This is a genomic window from Cupriavidus sp. F041 (assembly GCF_057814235.1).
This window is the reverse complement of record NZ_JBVASY010000002.1, coordinates 2741660-2764066: the sequence shown is the minus strand read 5'-3', so window position 1 is coordinate 2764066 and position 22407 is coordinate 2741660. Positions and strand designations below refer to the sequence as shown.

General features: G+C 63.5%; 20 protein-coding genes, 4 tRNA genes and 1 pseudogene. 17 read left to right on the top strand and 8 right to left on the bottom strand.

From position 1 onward, the window contains the following. Positions 1-3 precede the first annotated feature (3 nt). From pdxJ to nagZ, 3 genes are read left to right on the top strand one after another with little or no spacing between them, the layout of a single operon-like run. Positions 4-786 (top strand): pyridoxine 5'-phosphate synthase, encoded by a 783-nt coding sequence (pdxJ, locus tag ACZY0R_RS30130; RefSeq protein WP_488863537.1) that lies wholly within the window; start codon positions 4-6, stop codon positions 784-786. Beyond that, the gene (gene acpS, locus ACZY0R_RS30125; RefSeq protein WP_045235572.1) at positions 783-1232 is read left to right on the top strand and encodes a holo-ACP synthase; all 450 of its coding nucleotides are present in this window, start codon (positions 783-785) and stop codon (positions 1230-1232) included. Before pdxJ ends, acpS begins: the two co-directional genes overlap by 4 nt. Further along, positions 1229-2278, top strand: coding sequence for a beta-N-acetylhexosaminidase (gene nagZ, locus ACZY0R_RS30120; protein ID WP_488863535.1), 1050 nt, complete (start codon positions 1229-1231; stop codon positions 2276-2278). Before acpS ends, nagZ begins: the two co-directional genes overlap by 4 nt. Before the next feature lie 103 nt (positions 2279-2381). Here the strand turns inward: nagZ and efp are convergent, their stop codons facing one another. Together efp and earP are read right to left on the bottom strand one after the other, a co-directional pair. After that, the gene (gene efp / locus ACZY0R_RS30115) at positions 2382-2942 is read right to left on the bottom strand and encodes an elongation factor P (RefSeq protein WP_488863533.1); all 561 of its coding nucleotides are present in this window, start codon (positions 2940-2942) and stop codon (positions 2382-2384) included. 211 nt (positions 2943-3153) lie between these two features. Next, positions 3154-4356 carry an elongation factor P maturation arginine rhamnosyltransferase EarP gene (gene earP, locus ACZY0R_RS30110; protein ID WP_488863531.1) on the bottom strand — a complete coding sequence of 401 codons (1203 nt, stop codon included), beginning with the start codon at positions 4354-4356 and terminating at the stop codon, positions 3154-3156. A gap of 110 nt (positions 4357-4466) precedes the next feature. Between earP and uvrC the strand changes: the two genes are divergently transcribed. The 9 genes and pseudogenes from uvrC to ACZY0R_RS30065 all read left to right on the top strand — a co-directional run bounded on the left by uvrC (position 4467) and on the right by ACZY0R_RS30065 (position 12942). Next, positions 4467-6584 carry an excinuclease ABC subunit UvrC gene (gene uvrC, locus ACZY0R_RS30105; protein ID WP_488863529.1) on the top strand — a complete coding sequence of 706 codons (2118 nt, stop codon included), beginning with the start codon at positions 4467-4469 and terminating at the stop codon, positions 6582-6584. 103 nt (positions 6585-6687) lie between these two features. Beyond that, complete coding sequence (gene pgsA / locus ACZY0R_RS30100) at positions 6688-7290, top strand: CDP-diacylglycerol--glycerol-3-phosphate 3-phosphatidyltransferase (RefSeq protein ID WP_441629841.1); 603 nt, start codon at positions 6688-6690, stop codon at positions 7288-7290. A gap of 167 nt (positions 7291-7457) precedes the next feature. Then, a tRNA-Gly gene (locus ACZY0R_RS30095) sits at positions 7458-7533 on the top strand. Positions 7534-7602: 69 nt separating this feature from the next. Continuing rightward, positions 7603-7678 (top strand) — tRNA-Gly (locus ACZY0R_RS30090). A 105-nt stretch (positions 7679-7783) separates the two neighbouring features. Then, positions 7784-7857: transfer RNA gene (locus ACZY0R_RS30085), tRNA-Cys, on the top strand. 354 nt (positions 7858-8211) lie between these two features. After that, on the top strand, positions 8212-8682 hold the full coding sequence (locus tag ACZY0R_RS30080; RefSeq protein WP_488863527.1) for a pilin: 471 nt from the start codon (positions 8212-8214) through the stop codon (positions 8680-8682). An 89-nt stretch (positions 8683-8771) separates the two neighbouring features. Next, positions 8772-8981 (top strand): chorismate mutase, encoded by a 210-nt coding sequence (locus ACZY0R_RS30075; protein WP_488866262.1) that lies wholly within the window; start codon positions 8772-8774, stop codon positions 8979-8981. A gap of 690 nt (positions 8982-9671) precedes the next feature. Further along, positions 9672-11216: pseudogene (locus ACZY0R_RS30070) on the top strand (methyl-accepting chemotaxis protein). 487 nt (positions 11217-11703) lie between these two features. Then, positions 11704-12942 carry a cation:proton antiporter domain-containing protein gene (locus tag ACZY0R_RS30065; RefSeq protein WP_488863525.1) on the top strand — a complete coding sequence of 413 codons (1239 nt, stop codon included), beginning with the start codon at positions 11704-11706 and terminating at the stop codon, positions 12940-12942. A gap of 18 nt (positions 12943-12960) precedes the next feature. Here the strand turns inward: ACZY0R_RS30065 and ACZY0R_RS30060 are convergent, their stop codons facing one another. Further along, the gene (locus tag ACZY0R_RS30060) at positions 12961-13863 is read right to left on the bottom strand and encodes a LysR family transcriptional regulator (RefSeq protein WP_045235563.1); all 903 of its coding nucleotides are present in this window, start codon (positions 13861-13863) and stop codon (positions 12961-12963) included. Positions 13864-13988: 125 nt separating this feature from the next. Here ACZY0R_RS30060 and ACZY0R_RS30055 point away from each other — a divergent pair, with 125 nt between their 5' ends. Further along, entirely contained in the window at positions 13989-15080 is a 1092-nt protein-coding gene (locus ACZY0R_RS30055) for a YeiH family protein (protein WP_488863523.1), read from the top strand. Between the two features lie 56 nt (positions 15081-15136). Here the strand turns inward: ACZY0R_RS30055 and ACZY0R_RS30050 are convergent. After that, a tRNA-Leu gene (locus tag ACZY0R_RS30050) sits at positions 15137-15223 on the bottom strand. A 209-nt stretch (positions 15224-15432) separates the two neighbouring features. On the opposite strand from ACZY0R_RS30050, the gene ACZY0R_RS30045 reads away from it, so the two are divergent. From ACZY0R_RS30045 to ACZY0R_RS30035, 3 genes are all read left to right on the top strand, one after another. Beyond that, positions 15433-15771 carry a hypothetical protein gene (locus ACZY0R_RS30045; RefSeq protein WP_488863521.1) on the top strand — a complete coding sequence of 113 codons (339 nt, stop codon included), beginning with the start codon at positions 15433-15435 and terminating at the stop codon, positions 15769-15771. Positions 15772-16052: 281 nt separating this feature from the next. Further along, positions 16053-16346 carry a hypothetical protein gene (locus ACZY0R_RS30040; RefSeq protein ID WP_488863519.1) on the top strand — a complete coding sequence of 98 codons (294 nt, stop codon included), beginning with the start codon at positions 16053-16055 and terminating at the stop codon, positions 16344-16346. A gap of 194 nt (positions 16347-16540) precedes the next feature. Continuing rightward, the gene (locus tag ACZY0R_RS30035) at positions 16541-16948 is read left to right on the top strand and encodes a heme-binding protein (protein WP_276287392.1); all 408 of its coding nucleotides are present in this window, start codon (positions 16541-16543) and stop codon (positions 16946-16948) included. A gap of 257 nt (positions 16949-17205) precedes the next feature. On the opposite strand, the gene ACZY0R_RS30030 is transcribed toward ACZY0R_RS30035, so the two are convergent. The 4 genes from ACZY0R_RS30030 to ACZY0R_RS30015 form a co-directional block, all read right to left on the bottom strand. Continuing rightward, a complete protein-coding gene (locus tag ACZY0R_RS30030; protein WP_441632573.1) occupies positions 17206-17538 on the bottom strand; it encodes a hemin uptake protein HemP in 333 nt (110 codons plus the stop codon). A gap of 267 nt (positions 17539-17805) precedes the next feature. Continuing rightward, complete coding sequence (locus ACZY0R_RS30025) at positions 17806-18219, bottom strand: ExbD/TolR family protein (protein WP_045235558.1); 414 nt, start codon at positions 18217-18219, stop codon at positions 17806-17808. Between the two features lie 29 nt (positions 18220-18248). Then, positions 18249-18977: a MotA/TolQ/ExbB proton channel family protein gene (locus ACZY0R_RS30020; RefSeq protein WP_488863516.1), complete on the bottom strand. Its 729-nt coding sequence runs from the start codon at positions 18975-18977 to the stop codon at positions 18249-18251. Positions 18978-19006: 29 nt separating this feature from the next. Next, positions 19007-19663 carry an energy transducer TonB gene (locus ACZY0R_RS30015; RefSeq protein WP_488863514.1) on the bottom strand — a complete coding sequence of 219 codons (657 nt, stop codon included), beginning with the start codon at positions 19661-19663 and terminating at the stop codon, positions 19007-19009. Positions 19664-20093: 430 nt separating this feature from the next. Here ACZY0R_RS30015 and ACZY0R_RS30010 point away from each other — a divergent pair, with 430 nt between their 5' ends. Continuing rightward, entirely contained in the window at positions 20094-22394 is a 2301-nt protein-coding gene (locus ACZY0R_RS30010; RefSeq protein WP_488863512.1) for an AAA family ATPase, read from the top strand. The last annotated feature ends 13 nt before the right edge of the window (positions 22395-22407 follow it).

Here is a 22407-nt window from a genome sequence, read left to right as displayed (position 1 = left end):
CGCATGATTTTCCACGCGCATCCCGGCGTCATCGACCTTGGCGTCAATATCGACCACGTGGCCACGCTGCGCAATGCGCGCGGCACGGTCTATCCCGATCCTATCCAGGCAGCACTGCAGGCCGAGCAGGCCGGCGCCGACCTGATCACCCTGCACCTGCGCGAAGACCGCCGCCATATCCGCGACGCCGACGTGCATGCGCTGCGGCCGCTGCTGGCCACGCGCATGAACCTGGAGTGCGCGATCACCCAGGAAATGCTCGACATCGCCTGCACGATCCGTCCGCAGGATGTCTGCCTGGTGCCCGAGCGGCGCGAGGAAGTCACCACCGAGGGCGGGCTGGACGTAGCCGGGCGTTTCGAGCAGGTCAAGGCTGCCTGCCGCCAGCTTGCCGATGCGGGCATCCGCGTTTCGCTCTTCATCGATGCGCAGGCTGACCAGATCGAAGCGGCCGCCGCGTGTGGCGCGCCGGTGGTGGAACTGCATACCGGCCGCTATGCCGACGCGCATTCCGCCGCGGAGCAGGCCGCCGAACTTCGCCGCGTCGCCGAAGGCGTCGACGCGGGCGTGCGGCTCGGGCTGGTGGTCAATGCCGGCCACGGCCTGCACTACACGAATGTGCAGCCGGTCGCGGCACTGCATGGCATCAAGGAGTTGAATATTGGCCACGCCATCGTTGCCCATGCAGTCTTTGTCGGCTGGCAGAACGCTGTGCGCGAGATGAAAGCCATCATGGTGGCGGCGCGCCTGGGCACCACCTATCCCCGTCCGGACGCCGCAGCGTGATCTACGGCCTCGGCACCGACATCATCCAGATCGACCGCGTGCAGGGCGTGATGGAGCGCACGCGCGGACGTTTTGCGGAAAAGGTGCTCGGGCCGCAGGAACTCCAGAAGTACCATGCACGCAAGGCGCGCTCCGAAAAACGCGGGCTCGCGTTCCTGGCGACGCGCTTTGCCGCCAAGGAGGCCTTCTCCAAGGCCATCGGCCTGGGCATGCGCTGGCCGATGACCTGGCGTGCCATGGAACTGCTGAACCTGCCTTCCGGCGAGCCCTATACGCATTGCCATGGCGAGCTCGACACCTGGTTGCGGGAACGCGGCCTCGTGGTCCGGGTCAGCGTCAGCGACGAACACGATTATGCGGTCGCCTTTGCGATCGCCGAGCCCGGCGGTGCCGACGTCCGCGCCGGCCTGCCGCTCGCTCCCAAGCCTAGCGAAGATTTCAAATGATCAAGAAGATTTCCGGCAAACGGCCGGGCCCGGTTGTACTCGATGTCAAAGGAAAGCACCTCGATGCGGACGATATCCGCCGCATTTCCCATCCGCTGACCGGCGGCGTGATCCTGTTTGCGCGAAACTTCGAGTCGCGCTCGCAGTTGCAGGCGCTGACGCGCGAGATCCGTGCCGTGCGCGATGACGTGCTGATCTGCATCGATCACGAGGGCGGCCGGGTGCAGCGCTGCAAGACCGACGGCTTCACGCACCTGCCCGCGATGGCCCGGCTGGGCGCGCTGTGGGACCGCGACGTGCTCGCGGCAACCAAGGCTGCCGTCAGCTGCGGCTATGTGCTGGCAGCAGAGTTGCGGGCTTGCGATATCGACCTGAGCTTCACCCCGGTGCTCGACCTGGACTACGGGCTCAGCGCTGTGATCGGCGACCGCGCCTTCCACGCCGACCCGCGCGTGGTGACGATGCTCGCCAACCACCTGACCCATGGCCTGCTGCTGGCCGGCATGGCCAATTGCGGTAAGCACTTCCCAGGCCACGGCTTTGTTGCCGCCGATTCGCATGTGGCGGTGCCGGTGGACGAGCGCGGTCTCGACGAGATCCTCGCGCAGGATGCGCGTCCCTATGAGTGGATGGGGATGGCGCTGTCCTCTGTGATGCCGGCGCACGTGATCTATCCCAAGGTGGATCCGCATCCTGCCGGTTTTTCGCGCTACTGGCTGCAGGACGTGCTACGCACCCAGCTTGGCTTCGAGGGCGTGATCTTCAGCGACGACCTGAGCATGGAAGGCGCAAGCGTCGCGGGCACGGTGACCGAAGCCGCACGCGCAGCCCTTGGCGCCGGCTGCGACATGGTGCTGATCTGCAACCATCCTGAGCGGGCGGACCAGTTGCTCGGCGAACTCGACGTACGCATCGGCAAGGATTCGCAACGCCGCATCCGCCGTTTGTTCGGACGCCGCAAGCCGCTGGACTGGAACAGGCTGATGCAGGAGCCGGAGTACGCTGCGGCACTGCGCGTGCTCAAGTCACACGACCTGATCGCCTGACCCGCGAAAGGGACGAAAGGGGCAAAAGAATAAAAAAGGGCAGCCTGGGCTGCCCTTTTTTCGTTGCGCCATCCGCGTGGGGATGGCGGCGAACAAGCTGTGCTTAGTTGGCGCGGCTGCGGTATTCGCCGGTACGGGTGTCGATTTCGATCTTGTCGCCGATATTGCAGAACAGCGGCACTTGCAGTTCGAAGCCGGTGTTGATCTTGGCGCCCTTGAGCACCTTGCCCGACGAAGTATCGCCCTTGACGGCCGGTTCCGTGTAGATGATCTCGCGCACCAGCGTGGTGGGCATGTCCACCGAGATGGCCTTGTCGTTGTAGAACACCACTTCGACGGTCATGCCGTCTTCGAGGTAGTTCAGCGAGTCGCCCATGCTGTCCTGCTCGACTTCATACTGGTTGAAGTCGGTATCCATGAACACGTACATCGGGTCGGCGAAGTACGAGTAGGTGCATTCGCGGCGCTCGAGCATCACGACTTCGAACTTGTCGTCGGCCTTGAAGACGGCTTCGCCCGGGGCTTCCGTCAACAGGTTCTTGTACTTCATCTTGACCACGGCGGAGTTGCGGCCCGACTTGTTGTACTCAGCCTTCTGCACGACCATCGGGTCGGTGCCGATCATGAATACGTTGCCGACGCGGAGTTCTTGTGCGGTTTTCATCTGAACTAATTTCCTGAAAAAGAATGTCTCGGAATTCGGTATGGCGAAGGCGCGCTGCCGACGCACGGCGCTAGCGGTGTCCGTGCGCGCGACCCGTGCCCTTTACGCTAAGGCCCCGCGCCGCTTGTACCGTGGCGCATGCCAGGGCCGATCGCTCGCACAGGGCGCATCCGTCTTCCGGCCCGGTCGCCATTAAGATTAAATCAACCCACTATTTTACCCGATTTTCGCAAAAAGCCACCAGATTTGCTGCCAGGTCGCCAAGGTGCAGCAGACTGCGCTGCCATTGCTCGGCGGCATGGGCGAGGGCAGGGAGGTGCGCGCGCAGTCCGGGCCAGTCAGGTGATCCATTGTCCTTGTTCCAGTTGTGCCAGAAGTTCGCAAGTGCACCGGCCGCCTCCGGTTGGCCACTGCGTTCCATCCGTTGCACGATTAGCGTGAGGAAGGCGTCGAGCTTGACCATATGCGCCGCGTCGGATTGCGGGTAGATCTGCCAGACGAAAGGCCGGCCAGCCCATTGCGCGCGCACGAATGAGTCCTCGCCTCGCACGAAGTTGAGGTCGCATAGCCACAGGAGTTCGTCGTAGTGCTCCTGGCGCACGAAGGGCACGACCTGCACGGTCAGGCGGCCACTCCTGAAAACGCTGCCGGGCGCGCAATCGGCCTCGCCGAACCATTCGCTGGCCTGCCGCGCGGCCAGGCCCGCCGGCACCAGGCACTGGACCGGCTCCGGGCCATCACGCCATTGGGTCAGCAGCGCGGGCAGGGCGGCATTGCGGTAGGCGAACAGGCTGACCTTCAGGGCGCCTTCGATGGGCTCGAAGCCAAGGCGGTGCCATAGCGAAGCCTGTGCGGCGGGGCTGGCGCGAAAGTGCTCCCGCTGCATGCCCAGCATGGACTCGCGCAGCACACCGCCTGTGCCGGGCTCGAAGCCCGGGAAGAAGAAGTGCTTGACCAGCGGCAGGAGCGGATGCGGCGAGGCCATGCCGTGGTGTTCTCTCACCCAGGGCTCGGCGCTGAGGTATTCGAGGTTGAGCCACGCCGGCTTTGGCGCGCGCGCGGCCATGGCGGCAAGGAATGGCTCGGGCAGGTCGCATGCGAAGGCTTCGATGACCGCATCGTGCGGCGTGACGCCCGCAAAGCTGGCCGTGCTCTCCTGCGCGCTTTCCTGGTCCGGTCGCCGCCATGGAAGGATCGTCACGCCGGCAAGCTCCTGCCGGGGCGCACCTGTATCGAGGCCGGGGGCAAGGCGTGCAAAGCTGGCGAGATCGTCCACCCAAAGGCGTACGGCGTGGCCATGCTCCTGTGCCAGCTGGCGTGCCAGCCGCCAGCAGACGCCGATATCGCCGAAATTGTCGATAACGGTACAGAAGATGTCCCAGGAACGGATGGCACGGTCGGGGTGGACAGGCATGGCGGCGTGTTTCGGCAAGGATTTGCTCTAAACTTGCGATTTTAGAGCCTGTTGCGCATGGCCCCGCTGGCCACGTGCGAAACGGGCCCCTCACGGCCAACTCCCTCCCGATGTCGCAGCAGGAACCCGAAACTCACGATCAAGGCGCGCCCGCTGCCGCTCAGCCCGAAGGACTGCCCGCGGCGCCGGGCGAAGCGACGCACGAACCCGCATCCGAGGCACAGGCGGAGGCGCCGTTCGATGCCAAGGCGGTGATCGCGCAATTGCCTGGCTTGCCAGGCGTCTATCGGTACTTCGACGCGAACGGCAATGTCCTTTACGTAGGCAAGGCACGCGACCTGAAGAAGCGTGTCGCCAGCTATTTCAACAAGACGCTCTTGTCGCCGCGCATCGCCATGATGGTGGCCAGGATCGTGCGCATCGAGACCACGGTAGTACGTACCGAGGCCGAGGCGCTGCTGCTGGAAAACAACCTCATCAAGGCGCTAGCGCCGCGCTACAACATCCTGTTCCGTGATGACAAATCGTATCCGTTCGTCAAGCTGACCGGCCATCGCTTCCCGCGCATGGCCTATTACCGCGGCGCCACCGACCGCAAGCACCAGTACTTCGGACCGTTCCCGAGCGCCCATGCGGTACGGGAGAGCATGCAGATCCTGCAGCGGGTGTTCCAGTTGCGCACCTGCGAGGATACGGTCTTCGCCAACCGCACGCGGCCGTGCCTGCTGCACCAGATTCATCGCTGCACCGGCCCATGCGTGGGCGCCATCAGCGAGGCGGATTACGCGCGCGACGTCAGCAACGCGGCGCGCTTCCTGCAGGGGCGGCAGAACGAGGTGCTCGAAGGCTTGCAGGCGAAAATGGAAGAGCATGCAGGGCGTCTGGAATTCGAGCAGGCGGCTGCGGTGCGGGACCAGATCGGGGCGTTGTCCACCGTGCTGAAGCGGCAGGCGGTGGAAGAGGTCGGTCAGGCCAGCGACATCGACGTGCTCGCGGTAGCTGTGGAGGGCGGCCGCGCCTGCGTCAACCTGGCGATGATCCGAGGGGGGCGGCACCTGGGTGACAAGGCATACTTCCCGGCGCACGTCGAGGAAGGCGCGATGATCGTGGAGGATGAGGACGAAGCCGCTGCGGGCGCAGTGGCCGAGGCAGGCGATGAAAACGCGCCGGCGGCGGCCGGTCCCGCTGGCATTCCGGTCGAGCGCATTGCCGCCGAGGTGTTGTCCGCCTTCATGGCGCAGCACTATCTGGACCAGGCCGTGCCGCCGATCCTGGTGGTCAGCCACCTGCCGCCGGGCAAGGCACTGCTGGAGGCGCTGTCGATGCAGGCCGGGCGCAAGGTCACGCTGGTCCGCCAGCCGCAGGGGCAGCGCCGGGCCTGGCTGGAGATGGCCCAGAAAGGCGCGGAACTCGCGCTATCGCGCCGCCTGGCGGAGCAGGGCAGCCAGCAGGCCCGTACGCGCGCGCTGGCGGACACGATCGGCATTGACATGGAGGACCTGGCGCTGCTGCGCGTGGAGTGTTTCGACATCAGCCACACCGCGGGCGAGGCGACGCAGGCTTCTTGCGTGGTCTTCCACCATCACGAGATGCAGAACGCCGAATACCGCCGCTATAACATCCAGGACATCACGCCCGGAGACGACTACGCCGCCATGCGCCAGGTGCTGACGCGCCGCTACCAGAAGCTGGTGGAGCTGATGGAGCAGGCGCAGCACGCCGTCCCCGAAGGCGGGCAGGGCGATATGCCCGATGCGGCGGGCACGCCTGCCGGGTCGACGCTGATGCCCACCGTGGTCCTGATCGATGGCGGCAAGGGCCAGGTGGAGGTCGCGCGCCAGGTATTTGAAGAACTCGGCCTCGATATCGGCCTGCTGGTCGGTGTGGCCAAGGGCGAGGGCCGCAAGGTCGGACTGGAGAGGCTGATATTTGCCGACGGCCGTCCCTCGCTGGAACTGGGTCAGGGCAGCGCGGCCCTGATGCTGGTAGCGCAGATCCGCGACGAGGCGCACCGCTTTGCCATCACCGGCATGCGTGCGCGCCGCGCCAAGGTGCGCACCACCTCGCGGCTGGAGGAGATCGAAGGCGTCGGCGCCCGCCGCAGGCAAAAGCTGCTCACGCGCTTCGGCGGCCTGCGAGGCGTCATTGCGGCCAGCATCGACGAACTGGCCAGCGTCGACGGCATTTCACATGCGCTGGCCGAGGAAATCTATCGGCAGCTGCATTGATTCATTCAAATCCGAGACCTGTGTGGCAGGAAATGCTCGGTTCCCGTTGAAATAGGCGACAATCTCGGGGTTGCCCATTGCCGCTGTCTCGTTTCGAGCCCCCATGCCGCTGAATATACCGATCCTGCTGACCTGGCTCCGTGTTGCCATGATTCCCCTCGTGGTGGGCGTCTACTACCTGCCCGAGGCATGGCTGCCAATGCATGCCAAGAACATGACGGCAGCCGGTTTCTTCATCATTGCAGCGGTCACCGACTGGCTGGACGGCTTCCTGGCAAGGCGCTGGAACCAGACATCGTCCTTCGGCGCTTTCCTGGATCCGGTCGCCGACAAGCTGATGGTGGCCGCGGCATTGCTGTCCCTGCTCGCACTGGGCCGGGTCGCCGACCTGATCGCGCTGGTGATCATCGGCCGCGAGATCACCATCTCGGCGCTGCGCGAATGGATGGCGCAGATCGGGGCCTCCAAGAGCGTCGCGGTGAATTTTCTGGGCAAGCTCAAGACCACTTTCCAGATGATCGCGATACCGCTGCTGCTCTTCAACGACAGCCTGCTGGGTATCGTCGACGCCTCGGTGCTGGGCGCGTGGATGATCTACGTGGCGGCTGTGCTGACCCTGTGGTCGATGTTCTATTACATGAAGCTGGCGTGGCCGCAGATCCGCGAGCGCAGTGGCCTGAGTGGAGAAGCCACCGCACAAAAATGAAGATCTGGTGAAAAATATGCTTGACGAATGCCGAGCCGGTTTGCAATAATCCTGTTCTCGCTTCTGACGAAACAAACCGAACGAAGCGAAAAGCAGCAAGAACGCAGCGTGATGTGAGCGGTATCGGCACAAAAGTTGCGTTTTAAGTAAGAAGTCAGCAGGATCCTGCGGGAGTAGCTCAGTTGGTAGAGCGCAACCTTGCCAAGGTTGAGGTCGCGAGTTCGAGCCTCGTCTCCCGCTCCAGGTTTCCGTTGCATCTGGAAAGCCCGGTGCATACCGAGTAGTTCCAGATTGGCACGCAGAGTAGTAAATGCGGGAGTAGCTCAGTTGGTAGAGCGCAACCTTGCCAAGGTTGAGGTCGCGAGTTCGAGCCTCGTCTCCCGCTCCAATCCCAAAGGGAAGCAGCGCTTCCCTTTTTGTTTGCGATGGTGGTGCGCGTGCGCGGCCCGGCAGGGTCAAGCGAATGCGGCTACAATCCCAGCAGCCGTCACCCGGCGGGGTGGCAGAGTGGTCATGCAGCGGCCTGCAAAGCCGTGTACGCCGGTTCGATTCCGACCCCCGCCTCCAAATATAAAGCCCTGATCATTCAGGGCTTTATTCTTTTTTGCTTTCTGCTCGTCATCCTGTCGAACCCGGTTGGAAAGAGGGCTGAAGGTTTCGCTGCCATTGGTCTAGCGAGGGAATGGTCGCGCAGGGTGAGTCATAGCCCAACTTCCGACGCGCGCCGGGCGGCTTACTGCGTATGCCGGAATTCGTCACCGGAACTGACGTAATTTGTCACGGTGCGGCAGATACATGCGGTTACAACTGACGCACTTTGTCACAATGACGCGATTTTCGAGCTGATTTGGCCTGGCACGGGGGTTGCATACAAGGCTTGCGCAGCAAGTTGCTGCCTACAAATAATTAGGGGTCAATCTTATGAAAAAAGCACGGATGGGAATCAAGCGGGTACAGAAGGGCTTCACGCTGATCGAACTGATGATCGTGGTCGCGATCATTGGTATCCTCGCCGCTATCGCGATTCCGCAGTACAGCGACTACACATCCCGCACCAAGGCGGCTGGCGCAATGGCGGAATTGGCCTCCGTCAGGACCGGCGTGGCTATGTGTCTTCAAGAGACGGGCGCGCTTACCGGCTGCGACATGGGAGCGGCAAACGGCTATGTTCCGACGCCGGCTGTCTCGAAGAACCTCACGGTGATAACGTCAGTTACCAATGGCGTTATTATGATGACCTCCGGCGCTACCACCGCCGCGGGCGCACCTCTGACGATCATTGACACCCCGACTCTCCCGGTGGCCGGCGCTGCGAACATGACGTGGTTGAACACGGGCTCAATCTGCGATGTCAATCGTGGTCTGAAGCCCGGCCAAGGCGATTGCCCTTAATTCATAAAGCGTTACATTTGAGCTGAAGGCGCCTGCGGGCGCCTTCTTTATTTGGAGAACGTACGTTGTCCCTGCCGAGTACCTTGGAAATGATCGCGTCGCTCGACGCAGAGTTGGTGGACTTGCTTGGCGAGCGGATGCGGCTCGCGGCAACGCTGGCGAACGCGCGCATGCCGGAGGAGGTTGAGCAAGCGGTGCAACGGATGCGTACCCTGGCGACGATCTACCATGCGCCGCCCGATCTGGTGGAACGGGTTGCTCGCCTGATATTTGCGGTAGAGGGGTCCAGCGAGACATAAGGGGCGCACTGCGGGGCGCAATGCGCTAAGTCATTGATTGATAAAATGGTGGGTGGCCTGCAAAGCCGTGCTTTCCGGCTCGATTCCGATCGTGGCTCAGATCGTTAAGTACCAAGCGCTGCCTTAACCGGTAGCGCTTTTGCGTTTTGGTGAGTCGAGCAGCGGCACTCGCCCAAAAAGGGCGACGTCCCCCGAGTATCCTCTGCTCCAAAGGGGGCAAGCCTGTCTGGCAACACGAACTCGTCCTCCTGCTCCCTCTTGTCGCCCATCGACTGCCCGGCAAATCCCGTCTCGCTCGTTCCAATTTCACCCCGCGCTGCACGCCCCGCATGGCCGCACTGTCGGCAGGGCTCCCACGGTACCTTCAAGCGCCGCCCGTTCGCAGCTTCTTCTTTGTCGCCTATCTTTCGCCATTTTTATGACTTTTCCTAATATCGTCGCCTATTTTCGTTTTTCCGGCATTTTTGCTTCAGCAAGTGCCGCCGGATGCCGTAAAGGCGGTAGTAAGAGCCGTTCAAAAGACAGCTCCCGGATCTGAAGACTTTGCAAGCGCGCTTCGAAAGTAGATTTGTCTGGTCCTATGAGTGGTTTGGCGCGGCAGGAACCGCGCACGCTACCCATGGGCACAATTTCAACGTCTTTCTTTCCAGGAATCGGCGCCCGCTCTGTGGCGCGCGCCGACTATGTGCCATGAATATCACTCAACGCCTGCTGGCCACCCTGTTGCTGGCCTTGTTCGCCATACTTGCCCTTGGTATCGGTGGCATCTGGCAACTCCGCGCATCGCAGGACCGCTTTTCTTACCGCAACGACAACACGTTGGTCAGCGTACGCACGCTGGATGACCTCTGGGCCAATGTCAACGGCATGCGCGTGTCGCTTTACGCCTATGCCTTGTCGGACGAGGCGAGCGGGCGCGCGGAAGCCGTGGCGGCTTTGGCGAAGGCTGACCAGTCTTTCGATACGATTGCTGCCGCTTATGAACGCAACGACATCTCCGATGAGAAGGACCGGGCGCTGCTGGAAGCCGACCGGGCCGCGGTGAAGCGGTACCGCGTGGAGCGGGAGCGTTTCCTGGAGAAATCTGCGGCGGGCGATGCCAAGACGGCGCGGGGCATGCTGCTGGGTGGCTCGCTCTTCAAGGCCGCGACAGCGTTGGGCACGGCCATCAATGAACACGTTGCCTACAACGCCGCCTTGGGCGAGCAGGTGGTCGAGCGCAACCGCAAGGCGTACGACCTGGCGCTGACGGTGTTCTGCGCGATTATCGCGGCCGCCTTCGTGGTCACCGGCGCGATGGGCTTTTCGCTCTATCGCCGAATCCACGGCAGCCTTGCGGAGGTCGAGCAAACCTTGCACTACGTCAGCGAATCGCTGGACCTCGGCCGGCGCGTGCCGGTGCGGCACGAGGATGAGATCGGGCGGACGGCGATTGCCTTCAATCAATTGATGGGGCGCGTCGCCTCGGCGCTGGCGGAGGTGCGCATGTCGACCGATTCGGTAAGCACGGCGGCCCATCAGATCGCCGCCGGCAATGCGGACCTTTCCTCGTGCACGGAACAGCAGGCGGCATCGCTGGAACAGTCCGCAGCGAGCATGGAGGAGCTGGCGACGACCGTGCGGCAGAATGCCGACAATGCGCGTCAGGCCAGCGGCCTGGCAGACAATGCAGCCGACGTGGCGGTGCACGGCAGCACGGCGGTGCAGCAGATGGTGGATACCATGGGTGCGATCAGCACGAGTTCCACCCGCATCGCCGAAATTACCTCGCTGATCGAAGGCATTGCCTTCTAGACCAATATCCTGGCGCTCAATGCTGCCGTGGAAGCGGCACGCGCCGGCGAACAGGGACGCGGCTTCGCGGTGGTGGCTGGCGAGGTGCGGAGCCTGGCGCAGCGTTCATCCAGCGCGGCCAAGGAGATCAAGGACCTGATCGATATGGCGGTCAATACGGTATGCACCGGCTCGGCGCAGGCGGAGGATGCCGGGCGAACCATGAATGAGATCCGCCTGGCGGTGAAAAAGGTGTCGGACATCATCGGCGAGATTGCCACTGCTTCCAGGGAACAGAGCACGGGGATCGAGCAGGTCAACCAGGCTGTCGGACAGATGGATCAGGTGACGCAGCAGAATGCCGCCCTGGTGGAGCAGGCAGCCGCTGCTGCGCAGTCGCTGGACGAGCAGGCCCACAAGTTGCGCGATACGGTGGCGACGTTCCGGCTGGCCACGATTTAGTGAAAGACGGGCTCGGTGGCGGCGGGTGCGATATCCGGCCGGTCTCCGGGCCTGTCCCGCGGTGCTGTTGTCTTCCTACCCGGTTGTCACCACTGCGGTGCGCTCCCTCAATACGCATCTGTTCGGTGCCGTGCGCGCAAGCCGGAACATGAAAGGGCTACATCCACTCCGGTTCCACGTTTTGCCGCAGTGATGATCGTGTTACATTCCATATTGTAGTCTTCGCGGGGCGTTCAGGGCATATCCGGCCTGAACTGTGCGCCATTGTCCGGATGGATCACTGCCGCGCGATTGCCCCCGGGCTCTGTAAGACTCCCGTTCCCGTTTTCCCTCAATCAGCGCGGTACCTCCTGGCCACTGCGCGGCGCTCGACGCCGCAAGCAAGGCAAGGGGCTGCTTTGTGGTCCCCGCCAGGTGCTTGCGGGGGAGGGCGGGCGAGGTCATCCAGTCAACGCCACCATGGCCACCTACGAGGAACCCAGAACGCATGCATCACGCTACCCCGCTCATCAGCACCATCGTCGGCGGCCTCGTCCTGGCGTTTATACTTGGCGCGCTGGCCAACCGGCTCAAGCTGCCACCGCTGATCGGCTACCTGTGCGCGGGGATCGTGGTTGGACCGCATACGCCGGGCTATACCGCTGACCAGGCGCTGGCTCCCCAGTTGGCGGAGCTAGGGGTGATCCTGCTGATGTTCGGAGTTGGGCTGCATTTTTCCCTCAAGGACCTGATGGCGGTAAAGAAGATCGCCATTCCTGGCGCTGTGGTGCAGATCGCCATCGCCACCATGCTCGGCATGTGCGCGGCCTGGGGCTTTGGGTGGGAGTGGGGGCCCGGCCTGGTCTTTGGGCTGGCGCTTTCGGTGGCGAGCACCGTGGTGCTGCTCAAGGCGCTGCAGGAGCGCGAACTGGTTGAGTCGCCGCAGGGCCGGATCGCGGTCGGGTGGCTGATCGTGGAAGACCTGGCCATGGTGCTGACACTGGTTCTGCTGCCGGCACTCGCCGGCTTGCTGATGCCGTCTGGCGATGTGGCGGGCACAGATGCCGCGGCGCCAGGCTCTGGCGAGATCTTGTTCACCGTGTTTGCCACCCTGGGCAAGGTGGCCGCCTTCGTCGCCGTCATGCTGGTGATCGGCCGACGCTTTATTCCGTGGATGCTGGAGCGCATCGTCTGGACCGGCAGCCGTGAGTTGTTCCGGCTCGCGGTGCTGGCTACCGCGCTTGGCGTGGCCTTCGGCGCCTATTCGCTGTTCGGCGTGTCGTTCGCGCTTGGGGCATTCTTTGCCGGCATGGTGCTGGCGGAGTCCGAGTTCAGCCATCGCGCGGCCGAGGAGTCGCTGCCGCTGCGCGATGCGTTCTCGGTGCTGTTCTTCGTTTCGGTCGGGATGTTGTTCAACCCCATGGTGCTGATCACCGATCCCTGGGGCGTGCTGGCCACGCTGTTTATCATCGTGGTGGGTAAATCGCTCGCCGCGCTTTGCATCGTGCGGGTGTTCGGGCATTCCACCCGTACCGGCATGACCATCGCGGTCAGCCTGGCTCAGATCGGCGAGTTCTCCTTTATCCTTGCCGGCCTTGGCGTCTACCTGAAGATCCTGCCCGAGCGCGGGCAGGCACTCATCCTGGCTGGCGCGCTGCTGTCCATCGTGCTCAATCCGCTGTTGTTCCACCTGCTCGACCGCTACAACGCCAGGCAAGCGGACGAGGGCGATCCGCAGCCGGCCTGAGCGCAGGAGCGCGGCCGTTCAGTGGCCGCCGGCAGCGTCGCGGCGGAGATACTCGGTGAAGGCCAGCAGGCCCTGCGTCGGGTATTTGTCCTGGTGGACCACCAGATGCAACGGTCTCACTACCTCGGGCAAGCCTTCGCGCAGTGCTACCAGGGTACCCCGCTGCAATTCGTCTTCCACGACTTGTAGTGACAGGCAGCTCACACCATAGCCGCTCATCACGGCACGTTTGATGGCCTCGGAATTGCCCAGTTCCAGGGCAAAACGTAGTTCGCCCAAGAGGGGGGCCAGGCGTTGCTCGATGATCTCGCGTGTCCCCGAGCCGGGTTCGCGCACAATCCAGTCCGCATCGCGCAAGGCTTCAAGGTCGCCCTGCCTGCTTGCCAGCGGGTGTGCGGGACTGACCACTACCACCATCACATCGTCGCGCCAATGGGCGCTGCGCAGGTCGCGCTCGTGGCAGGTGCCTTCGATCAGCCCGATATCCGCTTCGAATTGGAGCAGCGCCTGCAGCACTTCGCGGGTGTTGCCGATACGCATGTCGAGCGCGCAAGGCCCGCTCTGCGCGTGGCGAAAGCCCGCGAGCAAGCCGGGCAGGATATAGCTGCCGATGGTATTGCTGGCGGCAATGCGCAGTTGGACGCCGGGCTGGACGGTGAAGCGCTCGAGTTCATGGGCCTGATCCAGCAGCGAAAGCGCACGCGGGAAAAACAGGCGTCCGGTCTCATTGATGCTGAGGCGGCGCGCAACCCGGTCAAACAATGCGCCGCCCAGCGCGCTCTCCAGATCTGCCAGTGCCGCGCTCACGGCGGATTGAGACATCGCCAGCGCGTCGGCCGCCGCGACAGTGCTGCCGTGCTGCGCAACCGCAACGAAGACGGAGAGCTGGCGCAGGGTCAGGCGGAGAGGGCGCTGGTTCATATCTGAAATTCAGGTAACGTATAACGATATTACCTGTTTTACAGGTTTTCGCCAGCTAAGTAGGCTTGGGACATGCTCAATTTGCGCCCCGAAGCCCTCCGGCTGCAGGGGTAAGGGATCCCGCCATGTCCACCACCTCTTCGACCGCAGTTGCCAGTCTCGGCGCCCAGCCGCCATCATGGCCGACAAGGATCCTGACCCTGGTGCCGTTGGGTTTCATCGCCTGGCTGGCCATGGTCTTCTCGGCCCACCCGGCCTTCTCGCACCTCGGCTTGAGCGCGCTGACGCTAGCCATGTTTGCCGGCATGGTGGCCGGCAATACCTTGCCGCAGCGCTGGCTGACCCCGCTGGGGCCCGGCATGCAACTGGCGCGACAGCAGTTGCTGCGGCTCGGCGTGGCGCTGTACGGCCTGCGGCTGACCTTCGGCGCCATTGCCGACCTTGGCCTTGCCGGCGTGCTGGTACCTTTGGCCATGCTGGTGTCGACCATGCTGTTGGGCGTCTGGATCGGTTCCTCGCTGCTTGGACTGACCCGCCGGGAAGCGATCCTCGTCAGCGCGGGCAGCGCGGTCTGTGGAGCCGCTGCGGCCATCGCGGTCGCGTCGGTCGTACGCACCGACGACCGTCAGACGGCTGTCGCCGTGGCCACCGTGGTGTTGTTTGGCACGGCGGGCATGCTGCTGTATCCCTATCTGTTTGAACTGGCCACGCAGCACTGGCACCTGGCAATCAGTGAGCGCACGTTCGGTATCTATACCGGCGCCACCCTGCACGAGGTGGCTCAGGTAATCGCGTCGGGCAAGATGGTCAGCGATGCCACTGCGGACGCCGCGGTAGTCACGAAGATGGTGCGCGTACTGGCGCTGGGGCCGTTGCTGCTGGTGCTCGCACTGTGGCCGAAGGGTGCCACCGGGGCCGAGGGTGCAAGGGCGGCCGGCGCGCGGCCTTGGGGCGCGATCCTGAAGGCCGTGCCGTGGTTCGCCGTGGGCTTCGTGGCGGTCATGGCGGTGCATTCCGCCGGCCTTGTGCCCGAGGACTGGAAGCCCACCCTGCTGGCGTTCGATAACTGGCTGCTCGCTTGCGCGATGCTGGCGATTGGCCTGCACACCCGCATCGGCACCTTGCTGCGCGCCGGACGCAAGCCCCTGGTGCTGGCTGGCCTGCTGTTTGTATTCCTGGTGGTGGGGGGTGCGCTGCTGTGCGCTGCGGTGGCCTGATCGGGCTGATGCCGTCGCGGGCCGGATGCATTGGGCGGGGCTGGCGAGGTGGATGCTGGTGCGGCCGACGGGGGTCGAACCCGTAAGCCCGTAAAGGCGGCAGATTTTAAGTCTGCTGAGTCTACCAATTTCTCCACGGCCGCACGGCAAGCCCGGTATTGTGGTCGGTTGGGCGCGGTGATGCAAGCTCCGCGCGGGTGTTTGCCCGGATTGGCGTCAGGTGCTGAGGCGGAACGCGGCCAAGTGTCTGTTGTTACGCCTGGTAACAATGTAGCGCGCACGGTTTCACCTGGAATTTTCCAAGAACCTACAATACGGCTTATCAAATAACGACTTGCAAGAGGCAAGGATCATGAAACGTTGGTTGCTCGCAGGACTCGCTTTGCTTGGAGCGCTGGCATCGGGTGCGGCAATGGCTCACGTGAGCGTTGGCGTGGCGATCGGTGTGCCTGGCGTGGTCGTGGGTGGCCCGGCTTATTATCCGCCGCCTGCCTATGTCGCCGGGCCGCCCGTGGTCATGGCACCGGCGCCGGTCTATTACGGACCGCCCGCGGTCGTGGTGCGCCCCGCCCCCGTTTATTACGGTCCTGGCCCTGCCTACTACGGTCCGCGCTACTATGGCGGTGGCTATTATGGACGAGGCTACTATGGCCCACCGGGACATGGACATGGCCATCGCCACTGGCGATAAGCATGAATGACCTGCGCCACGCAGGTTGTTAAAAGGGGCCCTCCGGGGCCCTTTTGTATTTCGGGTGCAGCTTGGAAAGGCAAACTGGGAGCGGCTAGACGGCTAAGGTTCCATAGTCGGAAGTAGGGTCAAAAAATTTGAAGAGTCAGATCAAACCGTTGCTCATATCGTTATTAGGGTTTTCACCTATACTGCTGCTGTGACACCGTGATGAAAAGATTCCGCAAAGCTATCGCATCCGGTGCCCTTCCAGCCAGCACGATTCCCAAGAGGACCCGCCCATGAAAATCAAGAACACCCTGGTGGCGATTGCAGCACTGACCGCCCTCACCGCACTCTCCGCATCCGCTTTTGCCGCAGGCGTCAACAAGCGTGACCCGTACACCGATGGCGCCAAGATTGGCAAGGTCGATCCCTACACCGATGGCGCCAAGATTGGCAAGGTCGATCCCTACACCGATGGCGCCAAGATGGGCAAGGTCGATCCCTTTACCGACGGCGCTCGCAAGGTGGATCCGTTCACCGACGGCGCCAAGGTTGGCGATCGCCGCGACCAGTTCAGCGACGGAGCCTGAGTTTGCAGGATGCAAGTCCGTGGCACTCGAGGGCCGCGGCAGTCCGCACACGGCAACCGTAGAAAAGCAAAAGGCCCGCCAGGCGCGGGTCTTTTGCTTTTTGCGGGCCTGGCGCGGACCGCCGGGCCATGGTCATGCCAAGGGCCGTGGCGCTATACTTCCGGCTCATTGAAACGATATTCGAGGAGAGTGGTATGCAGCAAAAAACCGTGCTGACGGCAGATGATGTGAAGAAGGTGCTGGCCGCAGCCGAGCTCGAGGCCAAGAATCACCACTGGGCGGTGTCGATCGCCATCGTGGACGACGGCGGCCACCTGCTGGCGCTGCAACGCCTGGATGGCGCTGCGCCGATTTCGAGCTATATCGCTACCGAGAAGGCACGCACGTCGTCGCTGGGCCGTCGCGAGTCGAAGGTCTACGAAGACATGATCAACAACGGCCGTCACTCGTTCATGACCGCGCCTGTGATGCAAGGCATGCTGGAGGGTGGTGTGCCTATCGTGGTCAATGACCAGGTCGTGGGTGCGGTTGGCGTGTCGGGCGTGAAGTCGACCGAAGACGCACAGATCGCGCGCGCGGGCATCGCTGCCCTGGGCGTCTGAGACTCGCCTGCGAGCCAGAGCAGAGCATAGTGCCGACAGTGAGCCAGGCTCACTGTCGCGGCATCCACCTCTCGTTGTGGACGAATGTCCTTGTCTTGCCCGATGCTGAAGCCTGTCGACGGGTTTCGCTGCCAGGCCGCCGGTTCCGGTAGCCAGACTCCCCCTCATCGCATCATTCCATCGTCACATCGCCTACCTGCGGCATGGCCGTTGCCAGGGCGGCTGGGAGCGCATGCGCACGGCGCGCCGCCGTGGGACTACTTGGTCAGAATCAACTTGCCGTAACGGGTGATGCGCAGCGTGTAGACCTCGCCGTTATGCAGGATGGGCAGCAGGTTGTTACCGCGCATCAGCGTCTCCAGTGGCACCGCATCGCCCGCCGGCGCCGCGGAGAGGCTATCGCGCACCAGGGCTTCGAGCCGCGCGGGCAGGCCGGCTACGGCAGATTTCATCGATTCGATCGCTGCGCTGGCCGGGTTCTCGCGGCGCGCTTGTGCAGGCTTGCTGGGGGTGACTTCAACCCGGCGCAAGGAAAGGCGGCGGCGGGTGACTTCATGCGGTTGCGACAGCGGCAGGGTCAGGGTGCTCATCGGTGGGCTCCGGTCCGGTGGTCCGTGGTGTCAACGCGGGACTGCGTATTGCCACGACCGGGTTCAAGGTCGCCTAATATTAAATGAGAATTGTTATCATTACAACAGGGATTTTTGATCGCGGGTGGCTTAGGCTCGGCCTGTATTTTGGCGCCGCTACAAGTTGCGTAGGGCGCGTTTTCCAGGCAAACAAAAAGGGCGCTCCATGGAGTGCCCTTTTTGTGCCCGTTGCACGGCCGCTACAGCGGATGCGGTGCGTTCAAGCTGTCACTGCTTGGGTTCGGTGATGAACCCGATCTTGCCGAGTCCGCCGTGCTGCGCGGCGGCCATGACTTCCGCCACGCGCTCATAGCGCACATCGCGATCGGCGCGCAGGTGCAGCTCCGGCTGCGGCTGCTGCTGCGCGGCCTGGGCGATGTTGGCCTCAAGCGTCGGCTCGTCTACTTCCGCCTGGTTCCAGAAGACCTTGCCATTGGCATCGATCGACAGGTTGATGTTCTGCGGCTTGGGATCGTTGGGCGTGTTGGTCGCCCGCGGGAGATCGATCTTGACCGCGTGGTTGATCACGGGAATGGTGATGATGAAGATGATCAGCAACACCAGCATGACGTCGACCAGCGGCGTCATGTTGATTTCGCTCATTACCTCATCATCGTCCGAATCGAGGGTGCCGAATGCCATGATGACTTCCTTGTTGCCTTGCTACGGCCTTACTGGTTCTTGACTGCGAGGCGCACGCTATTGTCGTCGGGGCGGGCGCTGGTCGGACGCACACGGGCACCGGTGACGAAGTAGGCGTGCAGGTCGTGGGCAAAGCGATTGAGCTTCGAGATCACGCCCTTGTTGCCGCGGGTCAGTGCGTTGTAGCCGAGCACGGCGGGGATCGCGACGGCCAGGCCGAAGGCGGTCATGATCAGTGCTTCGCCTACCGGGCCTGCCACCTTGTCGATGGTCGGCACGCCGGAGGCGCCGATGTTGATCAGCGCATGATAGATGCCCCACACGGTGCCGAACAGGCCAACGAAGGGGGCCGTGGAACCGACCGAAGCCAGCACCGCCAGGCCCGATTGCATGCGCGCGATGGCGTCGTCGATGGCGCTCTTGAGCGAGCGGGTGATCCAGTCCGAGATGTCCATCACGTCGTGCAGCTGGGGCTGGCTGGCGCGGTGGTGCTGCGCGGCTTCCTTGCCGGTCATGGCGAGCGAGCGGAACGGGTTGGCGTCGCTGCTGCCGAGCGTTTCGAGGGCGTGATCGAAATCGTCGGAGTGCCAGAATTGCTTTTCGGCGCCGTGCGCCATTTTCTTCAGCCGGAGGAGATCCCACGCCTTCGTGAGAATCACGATCCACGAAGCCAGCGACATGATGAGCAGAATGATGGCGGTGGCACGCATGACGAAATCGCCTTGCGTCCAGATGTGGGAGAGTCCGAGGTCCTGCATGTTGGTTCCTGGTGAGGTCGGTATTGAAATCAGTTGAGTTCGAACCCGATCGGCTGCTGGGCGGTAACCGCCACGGCACGACCGTTGTCCAGATATGGCTTGCAGCGCATGCGTTGCACCGCGTCCACGGCAGCCTGGTCCAGGCGGGAAGATCCGCTTGAGCTCACGACGGCAGTCTTGACCACCTTGCCGGTCTCGTCTGTGGTCAGACGAACCACGGCCTTGCCGGTTTCACCCATGCGGCGCGATTGCGACGGATAGGTGGGTTGCGGCGGGCTGCACTGGATTTCGCCGATGCCAACCGCGCGTGGCGCCGCCGATACGGGTGCGGGAGGCTCGGCGGCGGGCGCCGGAGGTGCCGGGGGAGCAGGCGGCGCGGGCGGCGCTTCCACGGCATTGGGCGTCGGCGGCAGCGAAGCCACCGGCGTCGGCGTGGGCCGCGGTTGCGGCGGGGTGGGCTTGGGCGTGGTGACCTTCACTTGCTTGGGTGGGGTCTCCGGCTTGGCCTTGGGTGTTTCGACGGCAGGTTTCTGAGGCGGCTCGAGCGGGATGATGCGGGCGACGATTTCCGGAGAGATCACGGCCTCCGTGATTTTACGCCCCAGCCCGCTCTGGATCAGGTAAAGCAGGCCGGCGTGGAACAGCAGGACGGCGAGCGTGATCTTGAAAAAACGTTGATCGAACATGAGAAAACAGCAGATGTCGGCGAAATGGCGCGGCGCCGGCTTTATTAGCGATAGGGCCTATTTGCGATAGAACAGGATCAGCGAGATGCCACAACCGACCAGCAAGCTAAGCAGCAATTCCATGATAAACGCTCCTTCAACAGTGATGCCGGTGGGAGCGCCGCTCTTGAGGCAGCGTGTCAGGGGGCTAGTATAAACGATAATGATTCTTATTTGGTAGCGTTTTGTGCATTGCATCCTTGCGCTGCCGCGCAGTCGTCTTTATACGCCGATTTGGCCGTGTCTTGCCGGCCCCGCGACAAAATGCGTGTTCTCGCACGGCACAGGGTTGCCGGCAATGCCCGATCTGCCACAAAGCGCGCTAGCATAGGAAAAGAAGAGCAATTCGCCGCGCCGGTGACGGCGCTCCCCCGTGCGAGAGGACCAGGCCATGGACTTCACCCGTTTCGCCGAAGACGACCGCTCGACACTCCTGCGCGCCGCTGCCGGCGCGCCGTGCACTTCCGCGCTTGACTGGATGTGCGCCCAGTTCGCCTTGCGTGTCGTGTGCTCGCTGGGACCAAGATTCAACCTGCGCAGCAATATCAACGACATCCTGACTGTCAGCGCCCAGGAGATGGTGTGGCCTTATGGCGTGGTGCTGCGCGTGCAGCGCTTCCTCGCCGCGCGCTGCGCCGACATGCCTGCCTGGAAGGGCGCCGCGCGCCTGACGCCGGAAGAGTTCCTGGAGCGGCACGGACAATGGAACAGCGCCTTTGATGAAAGCGCGCTGTTTTATTACCTGGACGAGTACGTCAAGCACCACGCCAAGGATATGTTTGCCGTTTTCGACGCGTCGGCGGCGGCCCTGGCCGCGCGGCTGGACGGCGAGCGCGTGCTGCTGGTACGCAATATCGACATGCTCAGCCATGTGCTGGATTTGCCCGAGCACGAGCGCAAGCTGCTGCTCTACGCCGCGCTGGCCAAATACAAGCGCGACCTGCGCGCGGTGATGGTGGATTGCAAGGTGGCGCACAGCCAGGAGGCTTTCCAGATCCTGGCAGGACTGACCGGTGCCAGCCCCGCTGCGGTGGCCGCTTCGCTGCGGCCCGGTTCGCGCCTGGAGACGCTCAACCTGATCGAGCAGCCACTGCCCGAGAACAGTGTGACCGATCTCGGGGACCTCATGCGTTTGTCGGATCGCTTGTTGCACGTGCTGCTCGGCAATTACGCCAATGAAGCCGAGATGATGGCGGTGTTTACGCGTCCGGCCGCCGCGCCCACGCTCGGCACCGGCGACTATCCGCACGTCGAGACCGATGCGCGCTACCTTTCCGCCTTGCTCGCGAACGCCACGCGGCAGCACGCCTGCGGCGTGAACGTGCTGATCTACGGCCCGCCCGGCACCGGCAAGACCGAGTTCGCGCGGCTGCTCGCGCGCGAGGCAGGGTGCGAGCTGTATGAAGTGGACTGCCTGGACCGTGACGGCAACAGCCTGTCGGGCAAGGACCGCTATCGCTCGCTGCAGGTGTCTCAGGCATTCCTGCGCGGCCGTCCGCGCACGGCACTGCTGTTCGACGAAGTCGAGGATGTGTTCCCGGGCAGCGCGCGCGAGCTGACCAGTTTGTTCGGGCAGGAGGACACGCGTGGCTCCGTGAACGGCAAGGCATGGGTCAACCAGACCCTGGAGCAGAATCCGGTGCCGGTGATCTGGATCTCCAACTCGATTCGCCAGATCGATCCGGCCTACCTGCGCCGCTTCCAGTTTCATCTGGAGCTGAAGATCCCGCCGCCGCTGGTGCGCGAGAACATCATCCGCAAGCACCTCGGCACGCTGGACGTGAGCGATGCCTTTATCGCTTCGCTGGCGGCGCGCAAGACCCTGACTCCGGCACAGGTGCAGTCGGCGGCGCGCTTCGTGCAACTGGCGGGGCCCGGCGTGGCCGAACCGGTTGAGGCGCTGATCCTGCGGCAACTGGACCACGCCGACCGCGCCATGGGTTTGCGCCCGGAAGTGGAAGGGCGCCCGGTGGTGACGCACTATCGCCTGGATTACCTCAACCTGGAAACGCGCTACGAAGTCGGCAAGATCGTGCAGGCGCTCAAGGCCCGACAGCGCGGCACGCTGTGCTTCTACGGACCGCCGGGCACGGGCAAGACCGCGCTTGCGGAGCATATCGCGGCCGCGCTTGAACAGCCGCTGATGATCCGGCGCGCCTCCGACCTGATGAGCAAGTACGTGGGGGAAACCGAGCAGCAGATCGCCGCGATGTTTGCTCGTGCCGAGGAGGACGGCGCGGTGCTGCTGCTGGACGAGGCCGACAGCTTCATGCAAAGCCGGCAAAACGCGGTGCGCAACTACGAGGTGTCCGAGGTCAACGAGATGCTGCAGGGCATGGAGCGCTTCAACGGCATCTTCGTCTGCACGACCAACCTGTTCGAGCGCATCGACGAGGCGGCGCTGCGGCGTTTCTCGTTCAAGATCCGCTTCCTGCCGCTCAAGGCGGACCAGCGTACCGCGATGTTCATCGAGGAGGCGCTCGATACCGATGCCGACCGCCTGGACCCGGCCATGCGCGCGGAGCTTGCGAAGATGGATTGCCTGACGCCGGGCGACTTTGCCACGGTAAAGCGTCAGTGCGTGTTGCTCGGGGAAACGTTGACCCCCGATGAATTCCTGGCGCAGTTGCGCCAGGAACATGCGGTCAAGCCCGATGTGCGGCAGCGCCGGCCGCTGGGTTTCCTGCAGTAGCCGGATGCGATAG

Bases quoted from the DNA above. Each gene is read 5' to 3' on its own strand.
- pdxJ (WP_488863537.1), top strand. From the start codon at position 4: ATGATTTTCCACGCGCATCCCGGCGTCATCGACCTTGGCGTCAATATC.
- nagZ (WP_488863535.1), top strand. From the start codon at position 1,229: ATGATCAAGAAGATTTCCGGCAAACGGCCGGGCCCGGTTGTACTCGAT.
- efp (WP_488863533.1), bottom strand. From the start codon at position 2,942: ATGAAAACCGCACAAGAACTCCGCGTCGGCAACGTATTCATGATCGGC.
- earP (WP_488863531.1), bottom strand. From the start codon at position 4,356: ATGCCTGTCCACCCCGACCGTGCCATCCGTTCCTGGGACATCTTCTGT.
- uvrC (WP_488863529.1), top strand. From the start codon at position 4,467: ATGTCGCAGCAGGAACCCGAAACTCACGATCAAGGCGCGCCCGCTGCC.
- pgsA (WP_441629841.1), top strand. From the start codon at position 6,688: ATGCCGCTGAATATACCGATCCTGCTGACCTGGCTCCGTGTTGCCATG.
- ACZY0R_RS30080 (WP_488863527.1), top strand. From the start codon at position 8,212: ATGAAAAAAGCACGGATGGGAATCAAGCGGGTACAGAAGGGCTTCACG.
- ACZY0R_RS30075 (WP_488866262.1), top strand. From the start codon at position 8,772: ATGATCGCGTCGCTCGACGCAGAGTTGGTGGACTTGCTTGGCGAGCGG.
- ACZY0R_RS30065 (WP_488863525.1), top strand. From the start codon at position 11,704: ATGCATCACGCTACCCCGCTCATCAGCACCATCGTCGGCGGCCTCGTC.
- ACZY0R_RS30060 (WP_045235563.1), bottom strand. From the start codon at position 13,863: ATGAACCAGCGCCCTCTCCGCCTGACCCTGCGCCAGCTCTCCGTCTTC.
- ACZY0R_RS30055 (WP_488863523.1), top strand. From the start codon at position 13,989: ATGTCCACCACCTCTTCGACCGCAGTTGCCAGTCTCGGCGCCCAGCCG.
- ACZY0R_RS30045 (WP_488863521.1), top strand. From the start codon at position 15,433: ATGAAACGTTGGTTGCTCGCAGGACTCGCTTTGCTTGGAGCGCTGGCA.
- ACZY0R_RS30040 (WP_488863519.1), top strand. From the start codon at position 16,053: ATGAAAATCAAGAACACCCTGGTGGCGATTGCAGCACTGACCGCCCTC.
- ACZY0R_RS30035 (WP_276287392.1), top strand. From the start codon at position 16,541: ATGCAGCAAAAAACCGTGCTGACGGCAGATGATGTGAAGAAGGTGCTG.
- ACZY0R_RS30030 (WP_441632573.1), bottom strand. From the start codon at position 17,538: ATGAGCACCCTGACCCTGCCGCTGTCGCAACCGCATGAAGTCACCCGC.
- ACZY0R_RS30025 (WP_045235558.1), bottom strand. From the start codon at position 18,219: ATGGCATTCGGCACCCTCGATTCGGACGATGATGAGGTAATGAGCGAA.
- ACZY0R_RS30020 (WP_488863516.1), bottom strand. From the start codon at position 18,977: ATGCAGGACCTCGGACTCTCCCACATCTGGACGCAAGGCGATTTCGTC.
- ACZY0R_RS30015 (WP_488863514.1), bottom strand. From the start codon at position 19,663: ATGTTCGATCAACGTTTTTTCAAGATCACGCTCGCCGTCCTGCTGTTC.
- ACZY0R_RS30010 (WP_488863512.1), top strand. From the start codon at position 20,094: ATGGACTTCACCCGTTTCGCCGAAGACGACCGCTCGACACTCCTGCGC.